The following is a 25,927-nucleotide window of genomic DNA, read 5'->3' on the forward strand; positions in this document are numbered from 1 at the left end:
CGAAGCGGCGGCATGGCGATTTATTTAAAGGTCTGATTGTACCCGCGCCAGCCGAAATGAGCCCGTTTCAAGGCTAAACCGCGGCGATTTTTTCGTATCAGGGTTTAAGAACCAAACGGAAAATGTCCGCCCCGCCCACAGCCTGGAGACTTTCAGGCGGTATCTGTAGATGGCGACGCGGCTCTGAGCCGCCCGCCGCTCTTGCCGCTTGGCGCATCGAGCATTCCGGTGCTTAGACGACGCTCCAGCTTATCGAGCAGCCGGCCAAGCGTCTCCACATCGTCGGCGGACAAGTCCGACAGCATCTGGTCAAAGAATGCCGCGCGGCGAGGCAGTATCTGCAGGACCACGTCGATGCCCTGCTGCGTCAGGCTGACATTGGTCAGGCGGTTATCCCGCTCGTCGGGACGCCGCACAATAAGCCCCAGGTTCTGCATGGCCTTGACCTGGCGCGTCAACGCCGCCGGATCGATGCGCAGGTCTTCCACCAATTGCTTTTGCGAGACTTCGCCTTGCTGATGCAGGGCCAGCAAAATACGCCAGCGCGGCAAAGGCTGGCCCAGGCTTGCATCAAAAGAGCTGAGCATGGCGCGATAGGTGCGGCCCAATTTTTGAATGACTTTGAAAGCCGGTAGTTCCGCTGGCATCATTCGTCCCCTTTGGCCGGTCCGCCGTGGCCCGAAGCCATGCCGGCGCTTGGGCTTTCCTTGTCCTGGGCCGGTTTGCGCCCCGCATTGCGCTTAAGGTTGACGGGTTCGATGACGCGCACCCAGAACACCGCAGCTATCACGAACAGCAGGACCGCGATCATCCCTGCATGAATGGCAGAGACCATGGCGCTGCGCGCTGTATCGATAAACATGGAGCCATCCAGCCCCAGGCCCTGCAATTGCGCAACGAACTTTTGCTGGTCGGCCGCATTCATGAGCATTTGCGGGTCTTCCAGCAAACCGCCCCACGCCGCCGGCATATGCGTGGAAACGGCAAGCCTTACATGCTGTACATAATAATAGTTGACAAGCGAACCGATAATGGCCATGCCCAGCATGCCGCCTATCATGCGCGTGGATTGCAGTACCGCCGTCGCGATGCCCAGGTGCGACCTGCCCGCAATTTCCTGGCCGAAGACTGTCAGGTTGGGCAGGACAAAGCCCAGCCCCAAGCCGCCTGCGACCAGCACCGCCACCATGATCCATTCGCTTGTAGTACGGTTGATGAAAATCAGGCCGGCACACGAGGCGATCAGCAGGGCAAACCCCCAATACAGCATGACGTTGGGATTGGGCAAGCGCACAAGAATCCGGCTATTGACAATGCTGGCCACGGTAATGAAAACCACAAGCGGGGTAATCACCAGGCCGGCCACCTGAGGCGTCATGCCAAAGCCGCCCTGCAGCAGCAGGGGCACATAAAACAAAATGGCAAACAGCGCAAAGCCCAGCAAGGTGGACAGCCCGAACAAGGCCGAGAGGCTTCTGTTGCGGAACATTTCCAGCGGCAACAGGGGCTGGGCGCAGCGTGACTCCCAAAAATACAGGGCGGCAAACATCACGACGCCGCCGATGCCGGCCAGCGCCGCCATTTGGCCCTGGCCCGGTGCCGGCAAAAACTGGACGAACAACTGCAAGCAGCTCAGGCCGGCCGCGATCAACAGCGCCCCTTGCCAATCCAGGTGAATGCGCCCCCGCTGTTCATGGCGCATATGGGGCAGATAATTCGAGACGAACCATAAGCCCAGCAAGCTGATGGGCAGGTTCACGAAAAAGACCGAGCGCCAGCCCACGTAGTGGGTCAGAACGCCGCCCAGCGTAGGGCCTATGGCGTTGGCCAGCCCGTAGGCCGAGCTGAAAATGACTTGCCAGCGCAGGCGCACGCTTGGTTCGGGAAACAGGTCTGGAATACAGGCGAACGCCGTACCCACCAGCATGCCGCCCCCAATGCCTTGCAAGGCGCGCGCCAGCACCAGTTGCATCATGCTGTTCGAAAACCCGCACAAGGCCGACGCCGCGCCGAACACCACGATGGCCGCAATGACAAAGGGCTTGCGGCCGTAAAAATCGCCCAGCCGCCCGAAAATGGGCACCATGATGACTGAAGTGAGCAAATATGAGGTGCCGACCCAGGCGTACAGCTCGAAGCCGTTCAGCTCGGCCACTATGGTCGGCAAGGCCATGCCCACGACGGTCTGGTCGATGGCAACCATCATGACGACAAATGACAGGCCCAGCATCGCAAAAAGCGATTGACGTACGGTCAGTACGCGGCCCGTAAGCGATGAGTCCGAGGCAGCAATGGGAGCCATGATTTACTCTTGATAACACAATCATTGATAAGTCAATGATTTTACGCCTGTCATCCCGAGCACGCAAATGCCGAAGAAAGCCTAGCGGATTTCGAACAAGCCGTTGCGCTTGACGCTGCGGTCGATATCGACCAGAGATTCGAGCAAGCCTGCCATGTAATGCAAAGGAACGGCATTGGGACCGTCGGACAGGGCTTTGTCGGGGTCGGGATGGGTTTCCATGAACAGCCCGGCTACGCCGACCGCCACCGCCGCGCGCGCCAGGACGGGTACGAACTCGCGCTGGCCGCCCGATGTCGTTCCCTGCCCGCCCGGCAACTGCACCGAGTGGGTGGCGTCGAACACCACTGGGCATCCGGTTTCGCGCATGATGGCCAACGAACGCATGTCCGAGACCAAATTGTTGTAGCCGAACGAAGCGCCGCGTTCGCACACCATGATGTTGCCGCCGTCGCCGCCGGCTTCGATGGCCGCGGCGCGTGCCTTGGCCACCACCTGCACCATGTCGTGCGGGGCAAGGAATTGCCCCTTTTTAATATTGACAGGCTTGAGCGTGGCCGCGCAGGCGTGGATGAAGTCGGTTTGCCGGCATAAAAATGCAGGAGTCTGCAAGACGTCGACCACGGCCGCCACATCCGCCACCTGTTCGGTGGCGTGTACATCGGTGAGCACCGGCAGATTGAAATGGGCGCGGACGTCGGCAAGAATTTGCAAGCCTTCGTCCATGCCCGGGCCGCGATACGATTTATCGGAACTGCGGTTGGCTTTGTCGAACGAGCTTTTATAGATAAAAGGCACGCCCAGCTTGCGCGCGATTTCCTGGAGTTGCCCGGCGGTATCGAACGCCATTTGGCGCGACTCGATAACGCAGGGCCCCGCAATCAGAAAAAACGGCTGGTCCAGGCCTGCCTCGAATCCGCAAAGCTTCATGCCGGCTTCCCTTTGCCGTGCTGCTCTTGGCGCTTGAGCGCGGCGGTAATGAAACTGCTGAACAAAGGATGGCCGTCGCGCGGCGTGGAGGTAAATTCAGGGTGGAACTGCACCCCCATGAACCACGGATGATCCGGCAGTTCCATGATTTCGGGCAACTGTTCGGTGGGCGTGCGCGCGCTGATCACCATGCCTGCCTCTTCGAGACGTGGTACGTAGACGTTATTGACTTCGTAGCGGTGGCGATGCCGTTCGTACACTTCATTGCCGTAGATGGCATGAGCGCGGCTGCCGGGCTTGACGGGGCAGCGCTGAGCGCCCTTGCGCATGGTACCGCCCAGATCGGACGACTGGTCGCGACGCTCGATCTTGCCTTCGCGGTCTTGCCATTCGGTGATCAGCGCCACCACCGGATGGGCGGTGGAAGGATTGAACTCGGTGCTGTTGGCGCCCTCAAGCTTGGCAACCGAACGGGCAAACTCGATGACGGCCAATTGCATGCCCAGGCAAATGCCCAGGTAAGGCACACCGTTTTCGCGTGCGTAGCGGATGGCCGCCATTTTGCCTTCGGTGCCGCGCTTGCCGAAACCGCCGGGCACCAGAATGGCATCAAGATGTTCCAGGCAGCCCGTGCCTTCGGCCTCGATGACTTCAGAGTCGATATATTCGATGGCCACACGCGAGTTCGTGTGTATGCCGGCATGCACCAATGCTTCGGACAAGGACTTATACGACTCGGTCAGGTCGACATACTTGCCGACCATGCCGATGCGCACTTCGTTGCGCGGATGTTCGATGGCTTCGACCAGGCGGTCCCACATGGACAAGTCGGCCGGCGGAGGCGAAATGGCCAGCGCGTCGCACACCAGGTTGTCCAGGCCTTGCTTGTGCAGCATGGACGGGATTTTATAAATGGAGTCCGAGTCCCAGACTGAAATAACGGCATCGAGCGGAACATTGGAAAACAGCGAAATCTTGGCGCGCTCTTCGTCGGGTATGGGACGGTCGGCGCGGCACAGCAAGGCGTTGGGATAAATACCGATCTCGCGCAGCTTTTGCACCGAGTGCTGCGTGGGCTTGGTTTTGAGTTCGCCCGCCGAAGCAATGAAAGGCACCAGCGTCAAGTGCATGAAAGCCGCATTGTTGCGGCCCAGGCGCAGGCTCATTTGGCGCGCCGCTTCAAGAAAGGGCAAGGATTCAATGTCGCCGACCGTACCGCCGATTTCGACGATGGCAACGTCGGTTTCGCCATTCCAGGCCGCTTTGGCGCCGCGCGCAATGAAGTCCTGGATTTCGTTGGTGATGTGGGGAATGACCTGAACGGTTTTGCCTAGGTAGTCGCCACGGCGCTCTTTGCGCAGCACCGATTCGTAGATCTGGCCGGTCGTGAAGTTGTTGACCTTGTGCATGCGGGCGGAAATGAAGCGCTCGTAGTGCCCCAGGTCCAGATCGGTTTCGGCGCCGTCTTCAGTGACGAAAACTTCGCCATGCTGAAATGGGCTCATGGTGCCCGGATCGACGTTGATATACGGGTCGAGCTTAAGCATCGTAACCCGTAAACCGCGAGATTCAAGAATCGCGGCGAGAGAAGCAGCAGCAATGCCCTTACCTAAGGAGGACACTACCCCACCCGTTACAAACACATATTTGGTCATCGTAATCGGTACCCGGTGTTGCCGGGCTGGAGCGGGAAATTAGAATTATAGCCGACGCGGATGATCTTCACAGAGGCCGCGCCGGGGAAGCTGCAGCCGAATCTCCCGAACCCGATCAAAGCGTTCCCACTGCTTGTGTGCGCTCCAAAAGCCACTCTTTCGCAGTCCCCTGGACCAAGGGTAAAAGCCGTTCTCGGACCTGCCTGTGGTAGCCGTCAAGCCAATTGCGCTCTTCATTGGTAAGCAATTCAAGAAGCACGCAACGGGTATCGATCGGGCACAGAGTTATGGTTTCGAATTTCAGGAACTCGCCGAATTCGGTCGTGTCTGCGGGGATGTTCACCACCAGGTTTTCAATGCGGATGCCCCACTTCCCGGGCCGATACAAGCCTGGCTCGTTCGAGGTGATCATGCCGGGCTCCATGCCCATGTGCGCGTTGAAGGGCGTACGGTAGGAAATAGCTTGCGGGCCTTCGTGGACATTAAGAAAGTACCCAACGCCATGGCCCGTGCCATGGCCGAATTCGGCGCCGGCCTGCCAGATGGGCAAGCGCGCGATTGGATCCAGCATGGGCCCCGGTATGCCGCGCGGGAAAACCGCCTGCGCCAGCGCCATGTGGCCTTTCAGCACGACGGTATAGTCGTGCTTCTGTGCGCGGCTGGGTTCCCCAACGGGAACAACCCGCGTAATGTCGGTAGTCCCCCCCAGATACTGCCCGCCCGAATCGATCAGCAACAGCCCATTGCCTTCGATGACGGCGTGGCTTTCTTGGGTTGCATGGTAATGCGGCATGGCGCCATTGGCATTGAAGGCGGCAATCGTCGAAAAGCTGGGCGTGACGAAATTCTCGCGGCGCGCGCGCGCCTGCGTGATTTTTTCGTCGATTGTTATTTCGGTAATGCGCTCTTGGCCCTGGGCCTGTTCGAACCATGCGAAGAACTCGCACAGCGCAGCGCCGTCTTGTTCCATGGCTCGGCGCACATGGTTTATCTCGGCCTCGTTCTTGCGCGACTTGAGCAACTGCGAAGGATTAAGCCCTTCCACTTTATCGACAAAGGCGGCCGCATCGATCACACCGACTGTCGTTCGCGCCGGATCGACAAGCAGCGCCTGCCCGGCCGGCAGGCAAGCCAGGGCCTCGCCCACGGCTTCATAAGGCTGTACTTGAATACCGTCGCGCCCAAGTTCGGCCGCCAGCTCTGTGCTGATTTTGCCGGGCGCAACGAACAGGCGCACGGTGTCCGCGCCGATAAGGGCATGGGCCAGGAACACAGGGTTGTACGAGACGTCGTTGCCGCGCAGATTCAACAGCCACGCTATGTCGTCCAAGGTAGAAATGAAATGCCAGTCAGCATGGTGCGCCGCCATGGCCGCTCTGACGGCAGCCAGGTTTTCAGCCCGCGTACGGCAGGCAAACGGGGCTTTGTGTTCGTATACCGCCGCATTGGGCAAGGCAGGCCGCCCGTTCCAGATTTCGCCGGGCAAATCCATATTGCAAACCAGTTGCACGCCTGCGGCGTCCAGCGCCAGCTTCCAGTTGCGGTGCGTCTGAACGCTGATGGTCTGGCCATGCACCGCTATCCGGCTGCCCTTAGGCAATTCGTGCGCCAGCCATTCGGTAATTCCCAGCACGCCTTCCGCGCCGGCCCGTATGGTCTGGATGCCGGAGCCGCGCAAGTCGTGGTCGGCCTGTTCCCAGTAGCGGCTGTCGGTCCACAAACCCGCAAACGTGGCCGTCACCAGCAACGTCCCGGCCGACCCTTCGAAACCGCTGATCCAGGACCTGGCCTGCCAATGATCGGGCAGGTATTCGGACAAGTGCGGATCGGACGACAGCACGACACATGCATCAAGATTATGTGCGGCCATGGCCGCACGCAAAGCCTGAATCCGTTCCGCAAAAATGGTATTGCCCACAATATTTCCTTAAAAAAAGCCCCCACGCTGCGCCGCTTGCGCGGCTTGCTGCCCCCCAAGGGGGCGCTTTTTGCCTTGGGGCGGCCCGGCGGCAAAAAACAAAGCGCCTATTCCTTGAAGAATAGGCGCTTTGCGCTTGATGCGCTATTCCTTCGGCTGTTACGCGACTGCCGAAACGTCGAGCTTGGCCTTGGTCTTGTCCTGGATTTCCTGGACGCTTACGCCAGGGGCAAGCTCGACGAGCTTCAGGCCGTTTGCGGTAACTTCCATGACGCCCAGGTCGGTAATGATCAGGTCGACCACGCCAACACCGGTCAGCGGCAAAGTGCATTCGGGCAAAAGCTTGAAGTCTTCGGTGCCGTCTTTCTTGCGCGCCACGTGGTCCATAAGCACGACGACCCGGCCGACGCCCGCCACCAGGTCCATGGCGCCGCCCATGCCTTTGATCATCTTACCCGGAATCATCCAGTTGGCCAGATCGCCCTGCTCGGACACCTGCATGGCGCCGAGAATAGCCAGATTGATTTTACCGCCGCGTATCATTGCAAATGAGTCCGCGGACGAAAAAATGGACGAACCCGGCAAGGTCGTGACCGTTTGCTTGCCGGCGTTGATCAGGTCGGCGTCGAGTTCGTCTTCGGTGGGAAACTGCCCAATGCCCAGCAAGCCGTTTTCCGATTGCAGCCAAACTTCCATGCCTTCGGGCACATAGTTTGCCACCAGCGTAGGCATGCCTATGCCCAGGTTGACGTAAAACCCGTCACGCAATTCAAGCGCAGCCCGCGCTGCCATTTCTTCTCTGTTCCAAGCCATGATTTCCGTCTCCTTATGCTTTGCGGACCGTACGCTGTTCAATGCGCTTTTCGGGGTTGGCGTTAACGACAATGCGATGGACATAGATGCCGGGCAAGTGCACGGAGTCTGGGTCCATGGCGCCCGTATCGACCAGCTTCTCGACTTCGACTATGGTCAGCTTTGCTGCCATGGCGCAAACAGGATTGAAGTTGCGCGCGGTTTTGCGGAAGATGAGATTGCCGCTGCGGTCGGCCATATAGGCCTTGACCAAGGCTACATCGGGAACCAATGAGCGCTCCATGACGTAGTTTTCACCGTCGAATTCGCGGATTTCCTTGCCGTCGGCCACTACGGTGCCCACCCCTGTGCGCGTAAAGAATGCCGGGATGCCGGCGCCGCCGGCGCGCAGCTTTTCGGCCAGCGTACCTTGCGGCGTGAACTCCAGTTCCAATTCGCCAGCCAGAAACTGGCGCTCGAATTCTTTGTTTTCGCCCACGTAGGACGAAATCATTTTCTTGATCTGGCGCGTGGACAACAACTGCCCCAGCCCGAAACCGTCGACACCCGCATTATTGCTGATGCAAGTCAGGTTTTGTACCCCCGAATCGCGCAGCGCCGCAATCAGCGCCTCTGGGATGCCGCACAGCCCGAATCCGCCCACAGCTACGGTCAGATTATCGGCTGCGACGCCTTTCAGCGCTTCTGCGGCACTTGCGTAGACCTTATCCATTACTCCATCCCCTCATTGTTGGCGCCCAAAGTGCACTGCTCGAAAAAGTGCAACACCCGGGCGAGTCAGTCTAAAAAACAAATCTGCTGATTGCCTGTCACCCTTTTGCCGCGCCAGACGAAAAACATGCGGCAAAGCGCGCCAATTCGTCGGACGTCCAGGGCGACGAAACGCCCCGGCTCATTTCGGTACAGACAATAATGTTCTTGCCGCGGGCATAGACCACCCCGGGCTCGTGTTGAAGCTCGATGACAAAGTCGAATTCCAGGCTGGAGCGTCCGACCCGCGTGAGGGTCAGGCTGACAGCGACATCGCCCGGGTACTGCAAGGATTTTACAAAATCGCAAGAAGCATGGACCAGCACCCCCACCCTATCGTAGGGCTGGACCATATTGGCCTGTTCGAACAGCTTGGCGCGCGCCTCTTGGACGTAGCGGAAGTATTCGGCATTGTTGACGTGGCCCAGGGCGTCCATGTCGCCCCAGCGCATGGGCATGACGCAACGAAACACGCCGCCGGCGGCGATGGGGGACGTAATATCGGCTAACTGCATGGGCACGCCTTCGTATCCTTTATCAGTACAATCGCGAATTAAAGTATAAGTCAGTATAACGGCAAGAAAAGCGGCCCTGCATGCGTCAAGACCCAGCGCCATCTTCCAGTTGATACTCTAGCAACTAACCAGGCGGGGTACTAGCTCACGGCGGCGCATAACGCCTATTTGAAAACCGGATGGCAAGCTGCAATACTATCGGCATTGAGCACTGGCAATAATACTGGCCAAGCCCTCAACAGGGCGGCCGAACCCAATACAAAACAATCAGGAGATTTACTTCAATGTCTGAGCGCGAATCAATGGAATACGACGTGGTTGTCGTAGGCGCCGGCCCCGGCGGGCTTGCCACGGCCATCCGTCTTAAGCAATTGGCCGCCGAGCGCGGCCAGGACATCAGCGTCTGCGTCCTGGAAAAAGGCGCTGAAGTCGGCGCTCATATCCTCTCGGGCGCCGTCATGGACCCGCAAGCGCTGTCCGAACTGATCCCGGACTGGAAAGAAAAAGGCGCGCCGCTCAATACCGCCGTCACCGAGGATAAATTCCTTTTCCTGACCGCGAAAAAAGCGCATGCCACGCCAAACTGGCTCCTGCCCGCCTGTTTCCACAATGAAGGCAATTACATCGTGCGCCTGGGCGACGTCGTGAAATGGATGGGCGAACAGGCTGAAGGCCTTGGCGTCGACCTCTTCCCCGGCTTTGCCGCAAGCGAAGTCCTGTACACGGACACAGGCGCGGTCAAAGGCGTCGCCACCGGCGACATGGGCGTTGCGCGCGACGGCTCGCACACCCCCAATTACCAGCCCGGCATGGAACTGCATGCGCGCTACACGATTTTTTCCGAAGGTTCGCGCGGCCAACTGGGGCGCCAGCTTATCGAACGGTTCAAGCTCGATGCCGGATGCGACCCGCAAAGCTACGCCCTGGGCATTAAAGAAATGTGGGAAGTCGACCCGGCGCAATCGCAGCCCGGCCTGGTGGTGCATACCTCGGGCTGGCCGCTCGATGCCGACACCTACGGCGGCTCCTTCCTTTACCATCTGGACAACAATATTGTGGTGGTGGGCCTGGTCGTAGGCCTGGACTACGCCAACCCCTGGCTCTCGCCATTCGAAGAGTTCCAGCGCTATAAAACTCACCCGGCCATCCGCCGCACCTTCGAAGGCGGCAAGCGCATCGCCTACGGCGCGCGCTCGCTCACCGCCGGCGGGCTACTGTCCTTGCCCAAGCTGGTTTTCCCCGGCGGCGCCATGGTCGGCTGCGAAGCCGGCTTCCTCAATGCCTCGCGCATCAAGGGCAGCCACTCGGCCATCAAGACCGGCGCGCTGGCCGCCGAAGCCGCATTCGACGCCCTGGTGGCGGGCCGCAGCCACGACGAACTCTCGGCCTTCCCCGAAGCCTTCAAGAAATCCTGGCTGCATGACGAACTGAACAAATCGCGCAACTTCAAGCAATGGTTCAAGAAAGGCCGAACCATGGGCACGCTCATGACAGGCATAGAACAGTGGCTGCTGCGCGGCAAAATGCCCTGGACCATACGCCATAGCAAGCCCGACCACGCCTGCCTGCAACCGGCCGCCGAATGTGCGCGCATCGACTACCCCAAGCCCGACGGCAAGCTCACTTTCGATCGCCTCAGTTCGGTATTCATTTCCAATACCAATCACGAAGAAAACGAACCCGTGCACCTGACCCTTAAAGATGCATCGGTCCCGGTCTCCATCAACCTGGCCAAATACGGCGGGCCCGAAGCCCGCTACTGTCCGGCCGGGGTGTACGAGTTCATCAAGGACGACAAGGGCGACGACCGCCTGCAAATCAATTCGCAAAACTGCGTCCATTGCAAAACCTGCGACATCAAGGACCCAACCCAGAATATCGTCTGGGTAGCGCCGCAAGGCGGCGAAGGGCCTGTTTACAGCGGCATGTAGCCGCAGCCCGTGAGCCCCGTCCGGTACTTGGGTTTTCTTTTCAGGAAGGAACCTGCGGCACCGGATCGGCTCTTCGGCCTTGCGGGGCAAGCACCACAACAAGCAAGCCGGCCAGCATCAGGATAATGCCGGTCAGCTCCAGCGCCCCCGGCATTTCATCCAGAAACGCCCACGCCAGCACCACCGTAAACACCGGGACGCCCAGGCCCGACATGCCGGCGACGGTCGCATTGACGCGCCGCACGACCGCCAGCCACATGACCCAGGCCACCGCCGAGGACATCACCCCAAGATAAAGCAGGCCCACCACCACGGCGGGACTCCAGACAATGGCGGGCTGCGGAATCAACTGGGTAAACGGCAAGGCCAGCAAGGTTCCCAAAAACATCTGCCAGGTCGTAAGATTGAGCACATTGACATTGCGATGGCGCTGCAACAGCATTTTGCTAAATACCGTGCCCATGCCCCAGCTGGCGCCCCCACCAATAGCCAGCAGCATGCTGACCAGCGTGCTTTGATTGTGCCAAGGGTCGACCACGGCAATGCCCAGCGTCAGCCCAAGAGGAGGTATCCGCAAGGGCTGGCGCCAGGCCAGCTGTATGACGAGCAGGCTCGCGAACCCCAGTGCGTAGCGGATGACGACCACGTCGAAAGAGCCCACATAGGGACTCAGGAATTTCATGATGACCCAGCCCAGTCCCCAGATCAGGACTATCGTGGCCATAAGCAGCAAGGCGCCGCGATCGGATTGGCTGGACTTCAATATATGCTCCGGGCAAGAAAAGGGGCGCCCTCCGCGCCCCGCTTGATGGACGGCCTTTTCCGTTGCCGTACCAATACATGTCGGCCGACCCGTCCACCGCAGTCAGTGTACTGCGGCCGCGCCGTGCATGGCAGGTACCGCTCTAGCGTGCGACGGAGCCGGGATCAGCCGAGCATGGTTTACACAGACTGCGACAGCTGGTCCAGAATGGCCGGATTTTCGAGCGTGGAAACATCCTGCGTGACTTTTTCGCCTTTGGCCACTATGCGCAACAGGCGCCGCATGATCTTGCCCGACCTGGTCTTGGGCAGGTTTTCGCCAAAACGTATGTCCTTGGGTTTGGCAATGGGACCGATTTCTTTCGCTACCCAATCGCGCAACTGCTTGGCAATGGCTGCGGCCTCTTCGCCCTCTGGCAACGAACGGTTCAGCACCACAAATGCCACGACGGCTTCGCCGGTAGTATCGTCCGGGCGCCCCACCACGGCGGCTTCGGCCACCATCGGGTGGGCGACTAGCGCCGACTCGACTTCCATCGTACCCAGGCGATGGCCCGAGACGTTAAGGACGTCGTCGACCCGGCCCATGATCCAGAAATAGCCGTCGCGGTCGCGCTGGGCGCCGTCGCCGGCCAGGTAATAGCCTTTGAGCTCGGGTGGAAAATAGCTTTTCTTGAAGCGTTCGGGGTCGCCCCAGATGGCGCGGATCATGCCGGGCCACGGACGTTTGATCACCAGAAATCCCCCTTGCCCCGCCTCGACGTCGCCGCCGGCTTCGTCGACAATGGCCGCGGCGATGCCCGGCAAAGGCAAGGTGCACGAACCCGGCTTAAGAGGCGTGACGCCCGGCAGCGGGGTAATCATGTGCGCCCCCGTTTCGGTTTGCCACCATGTATCAAGCACGGGGCAGCGCTCGCGGCCGACCTCGGTGTAATACCACATCCAGGCTTCCGGATTGATGGGTTCGCCCACCGAGCCGATAATGCGCAAGCTGTCGAGATCGTACTCGCGCGGATGATAGGCGGGTTCGGCATCGGCCGCTTTCGTCAATGAGCGGATCGCCGTTGGCGCCGTATAGAAGACCGTGACTTTATGGCGCTGTATCATTTCCCAGAACCGCCCCACATTGGGATATGTGGGCACGCCTTCGAACATGACCTGGGTCAGGCCCGCCGCCAATGGGCCGTAGGCGATATAAGTATGGCCGGTTACCCAGCCCACATCGGCGGTGCACCAGAATACATCGGCGTCCTTGGCGTCGAACGTCCACTTGACCGTCAACAGCGCCCACAGCAAAAAGCCGCCGCATGCGTGCTGAACCCCTTTGGGCTTGCCGGTGGAACCGGAGGTATACAGGATGAACAGCGGATGCTCCGCATTAAGGGGCACGGCTGCGCAAACAGACGGCTGGTTGGCGGCGACATCGTGCATCCAAAGATCGCGGCCTTCGTGCCAGCCGATTTTTCCGCCGGTACGCTTGTAGACGATAACGTGCTTGACGGCTTCACAGCCGCCCGCAGCCAAGGCGTCATCCACGGCCGGCTTCAGGGGTATGGACTTGCCTCCGCGGACCTGTTCGTCGGCGGTAATGACCAGCGTTGCCCCGACATCGACAATACGCTCTTGCAGGCTGCGCGACGAAAAGCCGCCGAACACCACCGAATGAATAATGCCCAGCCGCGCGCAGGCCTGCATGGCGACCACGGCTTCGATGGACATGGGCATGTAAATAATGGCGCGCTCGCCCGCCTGGTAGCCCAGCGCCTTGATGCCGTTGGCGAACTCGCACACCCGCGCATGCAATTGGCGGTAAGTCACCTGGCTGACCTTGCCGTCGTCGGTTTCGAAAATAATCGCGGCTTTATCGGCCGTTGGCGTGTTCAGGTGGCGGTCCAGGCAATTGGCCGACACATTGAGCTCGCCGTCGCCGAACCAGCGGTAGGATGGAGCTTGCGATTCGTCGAGCACCTTGGAAAAAGGTTTATCCCAGACGAGGTTTTCGCGGGCCAGGCGCCCCCAGAAAGCATCCGGCGATTGCTCGGCTTCGCGGCACAACGCCTGGTAAGCCTCCATACCCGAAATATTCGCATTTTTGACCAGGTCGGGAAAAGGCGGAAAGACGCGATTTTCAACCAAGACCGATTCAATCGTACTGGACATAATAATGGCTCCTTTTAGCAATTTAGACTTAATACCGAATTCGCCGGGATCGATTGGAAATGCAAAGATCCGCTTGATCAACCAGGCAAATAGAACACCAGTATTCTTACTGCACGCTTACGTTGTACACCCGCGGCGCAGCGAATGCCATGATGACCCTTACCCCGGCGCCGCATCGCGCCGCTGGGCGCCACGCACAAAATCGACGCGGGACAGCACCAACAAACCAATTACAAAAAAAACTCCGGTGACCAGCAAAGCCAGCCGATGATTGCCCTGGGTTATCCACGTAACCAGGCCGTAGCTCAGGGGCCCCACCACCGCCGCAAGCTGGATGGCAAACGTCCATAGCGAATAAAATTCCGCCGAACGCTGCGGCGGCGCAAGCGCGCCCACCATGGCCCGGCCCGCGCTTTGGCTGGTCCCCATGCAAAGCCCTGCAATGACCGCGGCTACCCAGAAGATCCACAGGCTTACCGCCATATAGGCGATCAGCACCATGACGATCCAGCCCCATAGCGTCAGTGTCAGCGCTTTTTTATGCCCGATGCGGTCTTGCACGTGGCCAAACAGCAGGGCTCCGACGGCTGCGCCGATATTCACGGTAAAAACCAGAAGCATGGTCTGGGTCATGTCGAAGCCCATGACCTGCGTTGCATAGACCGCCGCCAAGGTAATGACCACCGCGATGCCTGCTTGGTACGAAGCTCCGCAAAGCAGCAATAGGCGAAAATCGGGAAAGGACTTGCCGGTTTCTTGCCAGGCCGCCCACAACCTGCCCAGCAACCCTTCGGCCGGGCGATGCGTCGGTGCACTGCGCTCGCGCAGGAACAGGAATGGGGCAATGGCGGCGACGGCAAAAATTCCGGCCGTCAGCAGCATGACATAGGGCACCGACTGCGACTCGGGAATGCCGTCGGCGGACAGCCGAAACACCAGCCATAGCGACAAGCCCAAGGCCAGCATGCCTCCGAAATAACCGAATCCCCAGCCCCAGCCCGATACCCGCCCCAGGGCCTGCGGCTTGGCGATTTCGGGCAGAAAGGCGGCAACGATGGACTCGCCGACGCAATAGCAATAATTGGAAACCGCCAAAATCGCCAACCCCAGCCAAATGTCACCCGGCCCCACCAACGCCAGCATTGCCGTAACCGCGACACAGCCCACTGTACTGGTGAAAAGCAGCCGGCGCTTGGAGGCATTGGCATCGGCCCGCGCCCCCAGCGTGGGCATGGTCAGCATGATTGCCAAATAGGAAAGAGACAGAGCCGCGGTAAAAGCCAAGGTACCCCATGACTTCCCGGCCGCCACGACGGCAACGAAATAACTGTTGAACACCGTAGTCAGGACGACCGTGGTATAGCCGGAGTTTGCAAAGTCGTACATGGCCCAGGCCCAGACTTCGCGCCGGGTTACTCCCGGGTTGACCGCGTCGCGGAACAGGCCCTGCGAAATGGTTCCGGGTGCGGCCGTCGCCCCGCCTTGTTCGCCGTGGTTCACGAATGCAGCGCTGCGATGCCCGCACGTGCAATTTCAGCGTCTTCGCTGGACTTGACGCCCGAAACGCCGACCGCTCCAACCACCTGCTGGTCCATGACTATCGGTACGCCGCCCTCGAGCATGCCGTCCATGCCCGGTACAGACAAAAAGGAATAGCGGCCCTGATTGATGATTTCTTCGAAAGCCTTGGATTCGCGCCGCCCTATAGCCGCCACACGCGCTTTGGCCGGAGCGACCTGCGCTGTAAACGGCGCTGCTCCGTCCACCCGCAGTAGACCCAGCAAATGCCCCCCATCGTCGGCCACGGCAATGGTGACGGCCCAATTATGGCTAAGCGCAAACTGCTCTGCCGCATCCAGAATTGTCTTTACATCGGTAACTGTAAGCATGGGTTTGGTTTTCATGGCGTCTCCGTGTTGATTGCGGCGAACCGGCTTATCGATGGAACACGAAACTTGCCGGGCTGCAACTTCGCATAATGCCACAATCGCCTGGGGCGCTGCACTACAGCAGCGCCGCCTTGTACCGCGACCTGGTCCGAAAAATCGCTCTTATATTAGTGAATACACCAATTTTTTAGCTCTTTGCAATTAACGACAATAGAAGGTGAAAAATCAAATTCCATAAAAAACATGAACTTAAATAATCGGTAGCGGCCGAGTTGTTACATTTTTAGAAGGATTTAAGCTTTACCTCACAACCTCTTTTGGTTAAACTGCCCCGAGTACTTTTTACCGAATCCTGTGATTCCAACAGCCGGCCAGGCCTTTGAGATTATTTGGATTACGTCATCACTAACGTAATCCAAATGGTTTGCAAAGCGTGGCAACGGATCATTTCAACCTGAACCACAGCAAACACGAACTATGCCCCCACACCGACTATCCACAATTACTGCGATTACCTCAAGATATGGATGGCGCGGCGTCAAGGGCTTGATCATCGCCGCAACGGTGGCACTGGCCGGATGTGCCACCAACGGCCAAAACGAGCAAGCCGAATCCAGCATGCGCGCAATGCGCGACAGCTTCCTCGTTCAAACCAAGTCCGACCCCCTCGGCGCATACCTCTCCAGCAATCAATTCCCCAGCTACAGCAACAGCCAATACCCCGTAAATCTGGGCGGCAGCTCAAAAACCATAGCCGGCACAGCGCTTGGCGTTCTGGGCACCAAATACAAATTCGGCGGAAATACCCCCTACACCGGTTTCGATTGCAGCGGCCTGGTCATTTACGCGGCCGAAAAATCGCTTGGCCTTAAACTCCCGCGCAACTCAGCGCAGATCGCGCATGAAGGCATCTCGGTCAAACGCAACGAACTAAGAAAAGGCGACCTGGTGTTCTTCAATACTCGGGGCCACCGCTACTCGCACGTGGGCATTTACCTGGGCGACGAAAAATTCGTCCACGCGCCCCGCACCGGCGCGGTCGTCCGTGTCGAAGACATGAGCCAAAGCTACTGGAAAAAGCGCTACAACGGCGCCCGCCGCCTGGCAGACAGCTCGGGCAGGATTCTTAGCCTGAACTGACAATGCGGGGCATCCGGCCCAAACGCGGGCAGCATGCCCTAAAAGAAGAAAGCATTCGATCCCTGCAAGCATTCGTGCGGCAGGGATTTTTAATGGGCACCGTGCTTCGTTGGCCACCCTGCGGCAAAACTCCGCCGCGACAGACTCTTTGACAGCGACCCTGCCTTGAAAAGGCTAGGACGCAATGGCGTATGCGGCTTTACCCTGCTTTCCAGGACTGACGGCAAGCTGCTGAGGGCAACTTTGACAATATCCATTTTGCGTCAAGGCCTGCTGCATGCAGCATACCGAACGCCGGCACGCCAAGACCCTGACACCCGACCGCTGGGCGGCCGTGCGAAATGTCTTCATGACATTGTGGCCCAGGAAATCCGTCAGCAAAATCAACAGATCTGTGCCCGAAGGCAGTTGCAGGGTCTTCTTCTGGTGCGCCGGATCGCGCCCGCTAATATGCTGTTTTATAGCTATATTGTGCCCTTTCAGCAGGTCGGGAATATTGCCCAGGCGATCCGCTCCAACCACGACAGCATTAACAGTTCCAGACATATCGCTTCCTTTCTCAGAGATTTACATAACGATAATCATTCTCATTAATATAGTCAACAAGAATGATTCGCATTTGTAAAATAAACGATATGGGCCCCGCCTGCGCGAAGCCCCGCTACTGCGATTTTTATCGCGCTATGGCGGGTTCTTCGGCCTGAGGACTTTTTTCGAGCGCCTCTTGTACAACTTCACGGGTCAGGTTCGAGGCCAGCATTTCAAGAAGAACGTAGACATAGTCGCGCAGGAACACGCCGGACTTGATGGCGACCCGCGTTGTATGAGTGCCGAACAAATGGCCGACGGGCAAGCCCACCAAGCCCTTGTCGCGCTGCGGATCGAAAGCCATGCCGGCAATAATGCCGATACCCAGGCCTACATCGACGTAGGTTTTGATTACGTCGGCGTCGATGGCCTCGAGCACGATGTCGGGCGTGACGGCTCCAGCCGCGAAGGCCTCGTCAATGGCGCAGCGGCCTGAAAACTGCCGGTCATAGGTAACGATGGGATACTGGGCAACCTGGGCCAGCGTCAGGTTCTTGGCCTGCTGCGAAGTAAGCTCGGCCAGGGGGTGGTCTGGCCGAACCACGACGATGTGTTCCCAGGAATAGACCGGCAAAGCGGCCAGCCCCTGGGTATGGACCAAGGTTTCGGTGGCGATGGCCACGTCGGCCTGTTCGTGCAGCACCATTTGCGCCAACGCGGGCGGGTTGCCTTCAGCCAGCGAAACGCGTACTTTTGGAAAACGCTCGCGAAAAGCCGGTATGACTTTAGGCAAGATATAACGGGCTTGAGCATGGGTACAGGCAATCACCAGGCCGCCCTCGTCACGCCTCGCGAATTCGTCGCTGACCTTTTTCAGGTTGTCGACTTCGCGCATGATGCGGTCGATGACCTGGGCGACAACCGCGCCCGGTTTGGTCAACCCCTTGATGCGCTTGCCGTGCCGCTCGAAAATCTTGATGCCCAGTTCGTCTTCGAATTCAAGAATGGACTTGGATACGCCGGGCTGCGATGTGAACAGCGAACGCGCCGCTTCGGTAAGATTGAAGTTACGCCGTATGGTTTCACGGACGAAGCGAAATTGTTGGAGATTCATATAATGGCCTCAAAGAGTCGAAACCATTATATGTTATATAGAAATTATTCTATATAATTATTAGAAATAAGCTTCTTAGCGAATTTGCTAGGAAGCCTGCCGCGAAGTCGCCCGGCTCGACCCGCGCCTGCGGGTTCAGGCGGCACTCACGCCAACGGAGTCCTTTGGCGCCTTGACCCGCAGCTTGCGCCACATCATATAAGCCATCAGGGCCAGGAACAAAGCGTGGATCAACCACACCCCTATCCCGAAATCCAGCTTGCCGTTGCTGATCCAGCCCCGCGATAAATTGATCAGGTTCATATACAGCAGGCCGACCAGGCCCGCGATAAGGATATCGCCCGATCGTCCCAGGCGGGGATTGACCGCCCCCAGTGGCAGCGCCAGCAAGGCCAGGTTCAAGGCTGCCAGCGGCAAGGCAATGCGCCACATAAGTTGCGAACGAGCCGTATCGGTGGCGTCCTTGAATAGCTGCATCGTGGGCCGCGCCTTGATCTGGCGCTCGACCGTGGCGCGCAATGCATCTGGAGAAGTAGCCGTGCCGCTGCTTTCCAGCCTGAAGCCATAGCGCTGGAAGTCGAATAGCCGGAATTCGTTGTTGCCCGGCTTGAGATCGTAGCGCCGACCGTGGCTAAGCACCAGGAAGCGGTCGCCATTGGCTTCATTCTGGACACGCGCACTATCGGCCGTAATCACACTAAGCCAGTCGGGCTCGAGCACGCGAGCAATAACCTTCCCCAGCTCGTCTCCCGGCTTGGTGGGCTCTTCGGCAAAAAACACCCTGGCCCCATCCTGGGTTTCAATGAACTGGCCCGCGGTGACCTTGGACAAGTCGGAGCGCTGTTCGAACCGCTGGCGGTATTCTTCTATCTGGCGGTAGGCCCAGGGCGACGCCAGCAAAGTCAGCAAGGCGATCAGCACGGCCACAGGCACGGCGCAGCGCATGACCGGGTTGATCCAGTCTTTAAGCGACAGGCCGCTGGCAAACCAGACCACCATTTCGGATTCGCGGAAATTACGCGTTACCGTAGTCAGTACGGCAATGAACAGCGACACCGACAAAATAGTCGGCAACGCCGTGATGCTGGAAAACGCGGCCAGACCGAAGACCACGTCGGCTCCGATGGTGCCGTTGGCGGCTTCGCCCAGCAGGCGAACCAGCAGCACGCTAAGCCATACCACCAGCAAGGTGGAAAATACCACCCCCCCATGACCCAGGATTTCGGAGACTACAGAACGCTTGAATAGTGACATAAGAGAAAATGCGGGATAATCGACAGCATCCTATAGACACTTTCGGGAACTCGTATGGAATTTAGCACACTGACCACTGCTTCGTTGCACCAAATCAAAACGTCTGCGTTGGCGATCGGCGTATTTGCCGACGGCATTCTTAGCCCGGCGGCCGACATTATCAACCAAGCCAGCAATGGCGCGCTGAAAAGCGTGCTTAAATCCGAGTTTCAGGCTAAGCCTAACACCCATTTGGTTCTTAGAAACCTGAATGGCGTGTCGGCCGCCCGGGTTATTTTAGTCGGCCTGGGCAAACAAGAGTCCTACAACGCCAAAACCCATGCCGGCGCTGAGCTGACGTTTGCCAATTATTGCGCACAGGCCCAGTTGATCGAGGGCGTTTCAACCCTGGCCGCCATCGACTGCCCCAACAGCTCTCTGGGCCAGCGCGCGCAAGCCGCTGCCGTGGCCGCCGGCCAGTCCACCTACCGCTACGACGCCACGCTAAGCAAAAGCGACGCCAATGCCCGCCCCAAATTAAAGAAAATTACGCTTTCGGTGCCGCGTAATCATGCAGCCGAAGCGCAACTGGGGCTTAACGCCGGCAGCGCCATCGCCAACGGCATGAATCTTACCCGCTTGCTGGGCGACCTGCCGGCCAATATTTGCACGCCCACATATCTGGGCAACACTGCAAAAAAACTGGCCAAGGAATTCAAGACCCTCAAAGCCGAAGTGCTCGACCGCAAGCAGATTGAAGCCCTCAAGATGGGCTCCTTTCTTTCCGTAGCGCGCGGCTCGTACGAACCGCCGGTCTTCATTGTGCTGCGGTACACCCCTCCCGCCGCCGCCAAAACAGCCGCAAAAACAGCCGCCAAGACAAATAAAGCGCCTATCGTGCTGGTGGGCAAAGGCATTACCTTCGACGCGGGCGGCATCTCCATCAAGCCGGCCGGCGGCATGGACGAAATGAAGTACGACATGTGCGGGGCCGCGACCGTCCTGGGTGCGCTGCGCAGCGTTGCAGAACTGCAGATCGACCAGGAAGTCATCGGGCTCATCCCCTCGTGCGAAAACCTGCCCAGCGGGCGCGCCAACAAGCCCGGAGACGTCGTAACCAGCATGTCGGGCCAAACCATCGAAATCCTCAACACCGACGCCGAAGGCCGCCTGATCCTGTGCGATGCGCTGACCTACGCCGAGCGCTTCAAGCCCGCCGCCGTCATCGACATCGCGACGCTGACCGGTGCCTGCATCGTCGCGCTGGGCCACGTCAATACCGGCCTTTTCTCAAGCGACGATGCGCTGGCCGAAAGCCTGCTGCGCGCGGGCAAAGAAGCCAACGACACGGCATGGCGCCTGCCTCTTGAAGAAGCCTACCAAGAACAGCTGCGCTCCAACTTTGCCGACATCGCCAATATCGGCGGCCCCCCCGCCGGCTCGGTTACGGCGGCCTGCTTCCTGTCGCGCTTTACCGGCAAATACCGCTGGGCTCACCTCGACATCGCCGGCACCGCCTGGCGTAGCGGCAAGGACAAAGGCGCATCGGGCCGGCCCGTGCCCATGCTGATTCAATACTTGCTCAATCAGGCATGAAAAGCCTGTCTTGGCAACTGACAAGGCCGGCATACCGCCGGCCTGGCGGGTCAGCGTGATGGCCCGCATAGACTTCGCATTCGGCGCCGCCGATCGCCTGCGTGCGGCCTGCGAGGTCGTGCGCAAGCATTATCAGGCGGGACATCCGGTTGTGGTGTACAGCCGCGATATGCCGCTGCTGGAACGCTTCGACCAAATGCTGTGGGGCGTCGCCGCCACGGCATTCGTTCCCCATGTGTTCGCCGACGACCCCCTGGCCGCGCAGACGCCCGTCCTGCTTACCAGCGCGCCGCCGACGGCCAGGCCCGATGCATGGCTGCTTAACCTGGACGCGGACTGTCCCGCCGGTTGCGAACAATTCGAGCGGGTGCTCGAAATCGTATCCCAGGACGAAGAGGAAACCATGGCGGCACGCGAGCGCTGGAAGCAATACAAGGCCCAAGGCCACGAGCTTCACGCACACGATATTTCAGGGCGGGCCGCCCGGCCTGCCAAGCCCTGATATTTCCCTGGCCCGCCACGGAACTCCGGCCGCAAGGCCGAGCCTTTCTTCGAAGACCCGGGGCTGCCATGATTCATAAACAAAATAGATTAATTATTAAAATAAAATAATTTGTTTAATAAGAAGGCGGCGTGTTTAATTAACTGCACCTTTACAAGCCTTTTTGCACAGTATCCCTCAAGGATCCCTATCGCAATGCGCTTCACTGCCTCCATCCAAGATAGTACCTTCACTCAATCGACGCGGCATCAGCAGCGTACTCGCAGTCCCGTCCGGCTTTTCAAGCTACCGGCATCACCCAACGCAGAAAACCATTCAACCCGCAAAACAATATTAGCCGCTCCTTGCACATAGCGGCCGAAATGCGTGCGGCAACCCAGTCCAGCCGGTTCAATTCTAAAAATGCCCATAGAGGCTTATGCAGCACCATTCCCATTCGAGGAGACAACCATGAAAAGCCAGAAATTCATCGATGACATCGATACTTGTCCACCCATAGGACGCACCGCCACTTTAGGCTTGCAGCATGTCCTCGTCATGTACGCGGGGGCTGTCACCGTACCGCTGATCGTCGGCGGAGCGCTTAACCTCTCTCCCGAGCACCTTGCCATTCTGATCAACGCCGACTTGCTTTGCTGCGGGCTAGTGTCGTTGCTGCAGGCCCTGGGCATCGGCAAGTGGATAGGCATCAGGCTACCGGTCATGATGGGAGTTTCCTATGCGGGCATTGCACCCATGATAGCCATCGGCATGAATCCTGAAATGGGTTTGCCCGGCCTTTACGGAGCCATTATCGCGGCCGGCCTGATCTGTTTTCTGTTCATGCCGGTCATCATCAAGGCGCTGCCGCTGTTTCCTCCGCTGGTTACCGGCGCCACGCTGCTTTCGCTGGGTACCGGCCTGCTGGGCGTGGCCATTGCCTGGGCCGGCGGCGGCTATGGCGCGGCCGACTTCGGCAACCCCTTCTATATCGGCGTAGCCGGCCTGGTCTTGGTGGTTACGTTGCTGGTGGCCCGCTTTGCCCGCGGCTTTTTCAGCAGCCTGGCTGTGCTGGCCGGCATCGCCGCGGGCATGCTGGTGGCCGTTGCCTTCGGCAAAGTCAGTATCACCGGCCTTGACGCCGTGCCCATGGTGGAAATGGTGCGGCCCTTCCAGTTCGGCCTGCCCACCTTCGAGCCCGTAGCAATCATCACCATGACGCTGATTGTGCTGATCACCATGGTCGAGTCAATCGGCCTGTTTTTCTCATTGGGGGAAATCCTTAATCATAAAATCACGCGCAGCGAATTCAAGCGCGGCCTGCGCGCCGATGCCCTGGGTGCCACCATCGGCGGTATTTTCAATGCCTTTCCCTACACTTCGTACGCGCAGAATATCGGCCTGGTGGGAATCACGGGCGTACGCAGCCGCTATGTCTGCGCCGCGGCGGGCATCTTTTTGATCATGCTGGGACTGCTGCCCAAAGTCGCCCATGTCATTGCCACCATTCCCCATTACGTCCTGGGCGGAGCGGCCATCGCCATGTTCGGCATGGTCGCGGCCTCTGGGGTACGCATTCTGCAAAGCGTCGACTTCCGCAACAACCGCCACAACACGCTTATTCTGGCCATCAGCCTGGGCGTAGGAATGATACCCACCATGTCGCCGAACTTTTTCTCGGCCTTTCCGAAATACATGGCTCCCTTCCTGCAAAGCGGCGTGCTCTTGACAGTCATTACCGCCGTAATCCTGAACGTGATTTTCAATGGTGTGCGCCACAGCCAACTGGACCTGTCCGACGATCCGGCCGAAGCCGCCGCACCACCCGAGCTGGGCATGGCCCAGTCCAGCGCCCGACCTTGACTCTTTTACGGAAATTCCCCATGCCCGATATCTGCGACACCCTGTTCATGCACGGCACTGTAGTAACGATGGACGACGAGCGCCGCCTTATCAAGGACGGCGCAGTCGCTGTGCGCGGCAACCGCATTGCGGCTGTCGGCTCCGCCGAAAGCCTGGAGCATTGGCAAGCGGCACGCCGCATCGACTGCCGTGGCCAGGCCGTGATCCCGGGACTCATCGATACCCATAACCATCTTTTCCAGGTGGCTGGCCGAGGCCTGGGCGACGGCATGGCCCTGTGGCAATGGCTGGGCGAATTCATGCTGCCGCTTGCGGCCAACATCTCGCCGGCTGAAGCCATTGCCGCGGTGCGGGCCGGCGCGATGGAGGCGGTCAGTTGCGGCACGACCACCATCATCGACAACCACTATGCCCCCGCCGACACCGCCACTACATTGGCCGTGGCGGCGGCTTTGCGCGACATGGGCCTGCGCGGCGTCGTCGCGCGCGGCATGTTTGGTCCATTTACCGATGTAGCCCGCGACAACGGACTTGATCCAGCCCTGTTCCAGCACGACACCGGCCACGAAATCGCATCAATGCGCGAATGCCTGGAACAATGGCAGGACGATCGCATTGCCATCTGGCCCTCTCCCATCAATATCATCTATAACGACCAGGACCTGGTGCGCCAGTCGGTAGCGCTGGCGGCCGAATTCAAGGTCAAGTGGCAAACCCATGTTTCCGAAGCCCCCATCGACCCCGATATCTATCAACGTTCCTACGGGGCGCGCCCTTTCGTCTGGATGGAGCGTGAAGGCCTGCTGGATCAAAATGCCACATTCGCACACGCCATCTGGCTTGACGATGAGGAAGTGGAAATCGCCGGGCGACGCCGCTGCGGCATTGCCCACAACCCCATGTCGAATCAATACCTGGCGTCGGGCGCCATGCGCCTGAAGGACTTGCGCCACGCCGGCGCAACCGTAGGCATAGGCGCCGACGGCGCGGCGGGCCATTCCATGGATTTGTTCCAAATTATGAAGCAGGTCGTGTATGTGCAGCGCCTGTCCGCGCTGGACCCGGTCGCCAGCAACGCCTGGGACGCCTTCGAGCTGGCCACGCGTGAAGGCGCCCGGCTTGCCGGTATCGACGCGGGCCAGATCAGCGCAGGCAAATTGGCCGATATTGCGGTTGTTTCGCTCGATACGCCCGCACAAGCGCCCTGCTTCGATCTGGTTGCCAACCTGGTGTACTCGGGATCGGGGCGCGACGTAACGCTGACGATGGTGGACGGCAAAGTCGTCTATGAAAACAAGCGCCTGCTTTTGGCCGACGGCGAGGAAATCAAGGCACAAGCCCACCACTTATGCCGGCAACTGGTAACCCGCCTGAATATACCGATACGGGGAAACAGCCCTACTATGGCTTGATTATTCAGCTATTTGTCAGTTATTCTAGCTACTGGCTGTCGGCGCCTTGATATTCCGGTTTCGGAATGCCGGGGCGCCAGGCTTTAAGTGCTATATTTGGTATGTACCATTGCGGTTTGGCCCATGCTTGCAGCATGGGGCTTTGCCGCGGGTTTCACGCAACAACACCGCCTATTGGCAAAAAGGATATTTCATGAGCGATTTTCGTCAACCCCCTCTTCCAGTCCAGGGCGCATACGCCGGCACAGAAGGCGTGGTGCGTAACCGCGTCTTGCGCAACACGTATTGGCTGCTTGCGCTGTCCATGATCCCCACGGTTCTGGGCGCGCTTGTCGGGCTCAGCAGCGGCATGAACCGCTTTATGGCGGCCAGCCCCGGCACCAGCGCCATCGTCTTCCTGATCGGCGCATTTGGCCTGATGTATCTGGTCGAGCGCAACAAAGAAAGCTCGCTGGGTGTAGCCCTGCTGCTGGCCTTTACATTCTTCATGGGCCTCATGCTGTCGCGCCTTATCGGTCATGTCCTGGGCTTTTCCAACGGCTCGCAGCTTATCATGCTGGCCTTTGGCGGCACCGCCGTGGTTTTCGGAGCCATGGCAAGCGTGGCCACCACCACCAAGCGCGACTTCTCGCACTGGCAAAAGTTTTTGTTCATCGGCGTCGTTATCCTGATCGTCGCCTCGCTGGCCAATATCTTCCTGCAGCTGCCGGCGCTGGTGCTTACCGTCTCGGTCATGGCCATTGCCATTTTCTCGGCGTTTTTGCTGGTCGACCTGCAACGCGTGATCCGGGGCGGCGAAACCAACTACGTCTCGGCTACCCTGGCCATCTATCTTGACGTCTACAATATTTTTGCGAACCTGCTGATGCTGTTGGGCATCTTCGGCGGCAACCGCGAATAAATCAGCCAAGCCGTAGATACTATTTGGGGCCGGA

At 59.1% G+C, this 25,927-nt stretch carries 22 protein-coding genes; 7 read left to right on the forward strand and 15 right to left on the reverse strand.

Annotated elements, in window-relative coordinates; genetic code table 11:
• Positions 1-152: 152 nt before the first annotated feature.
• The 8 genes from DFR37_RS02735 to DFR37_RS02770 form a co-directional block, all read right to left on the reverse strand.
• Positions 153-647, reverse strand: a complete 495-nt coding sequence (locus DFR37_RS02735; RefSeq protein WP_113931697.1) for a MarR family winged helix-turn-helix transcriptional regulator — start codon at positions 645-647, stop codon at positions 153-155.
• The gene (locus tag DFR37_RS02740) at positions 647-2,302 is read right to left on the reverse strand and encodes an MFS transporter (protein WP_113931698.1); all 1,656 of its coding nucleotides are present in this window, start codon (positions 2,300-2,302) and stop codon (positions 647-649) included. Before DFR37_RS02740 ends, DFR37_RS02735 begins: the two co-directional genes overlap by 1 nt.
• A gap of 81 nt (positions 2,303-2,383) precedes the next feature.
• A complete protein-coding gene (gene kdsA, locus DFR37_RS02745) occupies positions 2,384-3,232 on the reverse strand; it encodes a 3-deoxy-8-phosphooctulonate synthase (RefSeq protein WP_113931699.1) in 849 nt (282 codons plus the stop codon).
• Positions 3,229-4,887: a CTP synthase gene (pyrG, locus tag DFR37_RS02750; RefSeq protein WP_113931700.1), complete on the reverse strand. Its 1,659-nt coding sequence runs from the start codon at positions 4,885-4,887 to the stop codon at positions 3,229-3,231. Before pyrG ends, kdsA begins: the two co-directional genes overlap by 4 nt.
• A gap of 115 nt (positions 4,888-5,002) precedes the next feature.
• Entirely contained in the window at positions 5,003-6,805 is a 1,803-nt protein-coding gene (locus DFR37_RS02755) for an aminopeptidase P family protein (protein ID WP_113931701.1), read from the reverse strand.
• A 159-nt stretch (positions 6,806-6,964) separates the two neighbouring features.
• Complete coding sequence (locus DFR37_RS02760; RefSeq protein ID WP_113931702.1) at positions 6,965-7,618, reverse strand: CoA transferase subunit B; 654 nt, start codon at positions 7,616-7,618, stop codon at positions 6,965-6,967.
• A gap of 13 nt (positions 7,619-7,631) precedes the next feature.
• A complete protein-coding gene (locus tag DFR37_RS02765) occupies positions 7,632-8,330 on the reverse strand; it encodes a CoA transferase subunit A (RefSeq protein ID WP_113931703.1) in 699 nt (232 codons plus the stop codon).
• Between the two features lie 97 nt (positions 8,331-8,427).
• Positions 8,428-8,883: an acyl-CoA thioesterase gene (locus DFR37_RS02770; protein WP_113931875.1), complete on the reverse strand. Its 456-nt coding sequence runs from the start codon at positions 8,881-8,883 to the stop codon at positions 8,428-8,430.
• Between the two features lie 284 nt (positions 8,884-9,167).
• On the opposite strand from DFR37_RS02770, the gene DFR37_RS02775 reads away from it, so the two are divergent.
• Complete coding sequence (locus DFR37_RS02775) at positions 9,168-10,814, forward strand: electron transfer flavoprotein-ubiquinone oxidoreductase (protein WP_170139810.1); 1,647 nt, start codon at positions 9,168-9,170, stop codon at positions 10,812-10,814.
• A 40-nt stretch (positions 10,815-10,854) separates the two neighbouring features.
• Here the strand turns inward: DFR37_RS02775 and DFR37_RS02780 are convergent, their stop codons facing one another.
• The 4 genes from DFR37_RS02780 to DFR37_RS02795 form a co-directional block, all read right to left on the reverse strand.
• On the reverse strand, positions 10,855-11,577 hold the full coding sequence (locus DFR37_RS02780; RefSeq protein ID WP_113931705.1) for a DMT family transporter: 723 nt from the start codon (positions 11,575-11,577) through the stop codon (positions 10,855-10,857).
• Between the two features lie 179 nt (positions 11,578-11,756).
• Positions 11,757-13,736 carry an acetate--CoA ligase gene (gene acs, locus DFR37_RS02785; RefSeq protein WP_113931706.1) on the reverse strand — a complete coding sequence of 660 codons (1,980 nt, stop codon included), beginning with the start codon at positions 13,734-13,736 and terminating at the stop codon, positions 11,757-11,759.
• 159 nt (positions 13,737-13,895) lie between these two features.
• Positions 13,896-15,122 (reverse strand): MFS transporter, encoded by a 1,227-nt coding sequence (locus DFR37_RS02790; protein WP_113931876.1) that lies wholly within the window; start codon positions 15,120-15,122, stop codon positions 13,896-13,898.
• 110 nt (positions 15,123-15,232) lie between these two features.
• On the reverse strand, positions 15,233-15,640 hold the full coding sequence (locus tag DFR37_RS02795; RefSeq protein WP_113931707.1) for a heme-binding protein: 408 nt from the start codon (positions 15,638-15,640) through the stop codon (positions 15,233-15,235).
• A 537-nt stretch (positions 15,641-16,177) separates the two neighbouring features.
• On the opposite strand from DFR37_RS02795, the gene DFR37_RS02800 reads away from it, so the two are divergent.
• Positions 16,178-16,765: a C40 family peptidase gene (locus DFR37_RS02800; protein ID WP_242341693.1), complete on the forward strand. Its 588-nt coding sequence runs from the start codon at positions 16,178-16,180 to the stop codon at positions 16,763-16,765.
• Between the two features lie 174 nt (positions 16,766-16,939).
• Here the strand turns inward: DFR37_RS02800 and DFR37_RS02805 are convergent, their stop codons facing one another.
• The 3 genes from DFR37_RS02805 to lptF all read right to left on the reverse strand — a co-directional run bounded on the left by DFR37_RS02805 (position 16,940) and on the right by lptF (position 19,661).
• Positions 16,940-17,311: a DUF2325 domain-containing protein gene (locus DFR37_RS02805; protein ID WP_113931708.1), complete on the reverse strand. Its 372-nt coding sequence runs from the start codon at positions 17,309-17,311 to the stop codon at positions 16,940-16,942.
• A 127-nt stretch (positions 17,312-17,438) separates the two neighbouring features.
• Positions 17,439-18,407 (reverse strand): CysB family HTH-type transcriptional regulator, encoded by a 969-nt coding sequence (locus DFR37_RS02810; protein ID WP_113931709.1) that lies wholly within the window; start codon positions 18,405-18,407, stop codon positions 17,439-17,441.
• A 135-nt stretch (positions 18,408-18,542) separates the two neighbouring features.
• Entirely contained in the window at positions 18,543-19,661 is a 1,119-nt protein-coding gene (lptF, locus tag DFR37_RS02815) for an LPS export ABC transporter permease LptF (protein ID WP_113931710.1), read from the reverse strand.
• A gap of 54 nt (positions 19,662-19,715) precedes the next feature.
• Here lptF and DFR37_RS02820 point away from each other — a divergent pair, with 54 nt between their 5' ends.
• From DFR37_RS02820 to DFR37_RS02840, 5 genes are all read left to right on the forward strand, one after another.
• Entirely contained in the window at positions 19,716-21,236 is a 1,521-nt protein-coding gene (locus DFR37_RS02820) for a leucyl aminopeptidase (protein WP_113931711.1), read from the forward strand.
• A 58-nt stretch (positions 21,237-21,294) separates the two neighbouring features.
• Positions 21,295-21,738, forward strand: coding sequence for a DNA polymerase III subunit chi (locus DFR37_RS02825; RefSeq protein WP_113931878.1), 444 nt, complete (start codon positions 21,295-21,297; stop codon positions 21,736-21,738).
• A gap of 450 nt (positions 21,739-22,188) precedes the next feature.
• The gene (locus DFR37_RS02830) at positions 22,189-23,580 is read left to right on the forward strand and encodes a nucleobase:cation symporter-2 family protein (protein ID WP_113931712.1); all 1,392 of its coding nucleotides are present in this window, start codon (positions 22,189-22,191) and stop codon (positions 23,578-23,580) included.
• A 20-nt stretch (positions 23,581-23,600) separates the two neighbouring features.
• Positions 23,601-24,992, forward strand: a complete 1,392-nt coding sequence (locus DFR37_RS02835; RefSeq protein ID WP_113931713.1) for an amidohydrolase family protein — start codon at positions 23,601-23,603, stop codon at positions 24,990-24,992.
• A gap of 193 nt (positions 24,993-25,185) precedes the next feature.
• Entirely contained in the window at positions 25,186-25,893 is a 708-nt protein-coding gene (locus DFR37_RS02840) for a Bax inhibitor-1/YccA family protein (RefSeq protein ID WP_113931714.1), read from the forward strand.
• Positions 25,894-25,927 lie beyond the last annotated feature (34 nt).

The sequence above is a fragment of the Eoetvoesiella caeni genome (genome assembly GCF_003315175.1).
In the GTDB taxonomy this organism is placed as follows: Bacteria; Pseudomonadota; Gammaproteobacteria; order Burkholderiales; family Burkholderiaceae_B; genus Eoetvoesia; species Eoetvoesia caeni.

Excerpts from the sequence above, each read along its gene's own strand:
- DFR37_RS02735 (WP_113931697.1), bottom strand. The coding sequence starts at position 647 with ATGCCAGCGGAACTACCGGCTTTCAAAGTCATTCAAAAATTGGGCCGC.
- DFR37_RS02740 (WP_113931698.1), bottom strand. The coding sequence starts at position 2,302 with ATGGCTCCCATTGCTGCCTCGGACTCATCGCTTACGGGCCGCGTACTG.
- kdsA (WP_113931699.1), bottom strand. The coding sequence starts at position 3,232 with ATGAAGCTTTGCGGATTCGAGGCAGGCCTGGACCAGCCGTTTTTTCTG.
- pyrG (WP_113931700.1), bottom strand. The coding sequence starts at position 4,887 with ATGACCAAATATGTGTTTGTAACGGGTGGGGTAGTGTCCTCCTTAGGT.
- DFR37_RS02760 (WP_113931702.1), bottom strand. The coding sequence starts at position 7,618 with ATGGCTTGGAACAGAGAAGAAATGGCAGCGCGGGCTGCGCTTGAATTG.
- DFR37_RS02765 (WP_113931703.1), bottom strand. The coding sequence starts at position 8,330 with ATGGATAAGGTCTACGCAAGTGCCGCAGAAGCGCTGAAAGGCGTCGCA.
- DFR37_RS02770 (WP_113931875.1), bottom strand. The coding sequence starts at position 8,883 with ATGCAGTTAGCCGATATTACGTCCCCCATCGCCGCCGGCGGCGTGTTT.
- DFR37_RS02775 (WP_170139810.1), top strand. The coding sequence starts at position 9,168 with ATGTCTGAGCGCGAATCAATGGAATACGACGTGGTTGTCGTAGGCGCC.
- acs (WP_113931706.1), bottom strand. The coding sequence starts at position 13,736 with ATGTCCAGTACGATTGAATCGGTCTTGGTTGAAAATCGCGTCTTTCCG.
- DFR37_RS02790 (WP_113931876.1), bottom strand. The coding sequence starts at position 15,122 with ATGTACGACTTTGCAAACTCCGGCTATACCACGGTCGTCCTGACTACG.
- DFR37_RS02795 (WP_113931707.1), bottom strand. The coding sequence starts at position 15,640 with ATGAAAACCAAACCCATGCTTACAGTTACCGATGTAAAGACAATTCTG.
- DFR37_RS02805 (WP_113931708.1), bottom strand. The coding sequence starts at position 17,311 with ATGTCTGGAACTGTTAATGCTGTCGTGGTTGGAGCGGATCGCCTGGGC.
- DFR37_RS02810 (WP_113931709.1), bottom strand. The coding sequence starts at position 18,407 with ATGAATCTCCAACAATTTCGCTTCGTCCGTGAAACCATACGGCGTAAC.
- lptF (WP_113931710.1), bottom strand. The coding sequence starts at position 19,661 with ATGTCACTATTCAAGCGTTCTGTAGTCTCCGAAATCCTGGGTCATGGG.
- DFR37_RS02820 (WP_113931711.1), top strand. The coding sequence starts at position 19,716 with ATGGAATTTAGCACACTGACCACTGCTTCGTTGCACCAAATCAAAACG.
- DFR37_RS02825 (WP_113931878.1), top strand. The coding sequence starts at position 21,295 with ATGGCCCGCATAGACTTCGCATTCGGCGCCGCCGATCGCCTGCGTGCG.
- DFR37_RS02830 (WP_113931712.1), top strand. The coding sequence starts at position 22,189 with ATGAAAAGCCAGAAATTCATCGATGACATCGATACTTGTCCACCCATA.
- DFR37_RS02835 (WP_113931713.1), top strand. The coding sequence starts at position 23,601 with ATGCCCGATATCTGCGACACCCTGTTCATGCACGGCACTGTAGTAACG.
- DFR37_RS02840 (WP_113931714.1), top strand. The coding sequence starts at position 25,186 with ATGAGCGATTTTCGTCAACCCCCTCTTCCAGTCCAGGGCGCATACGCC.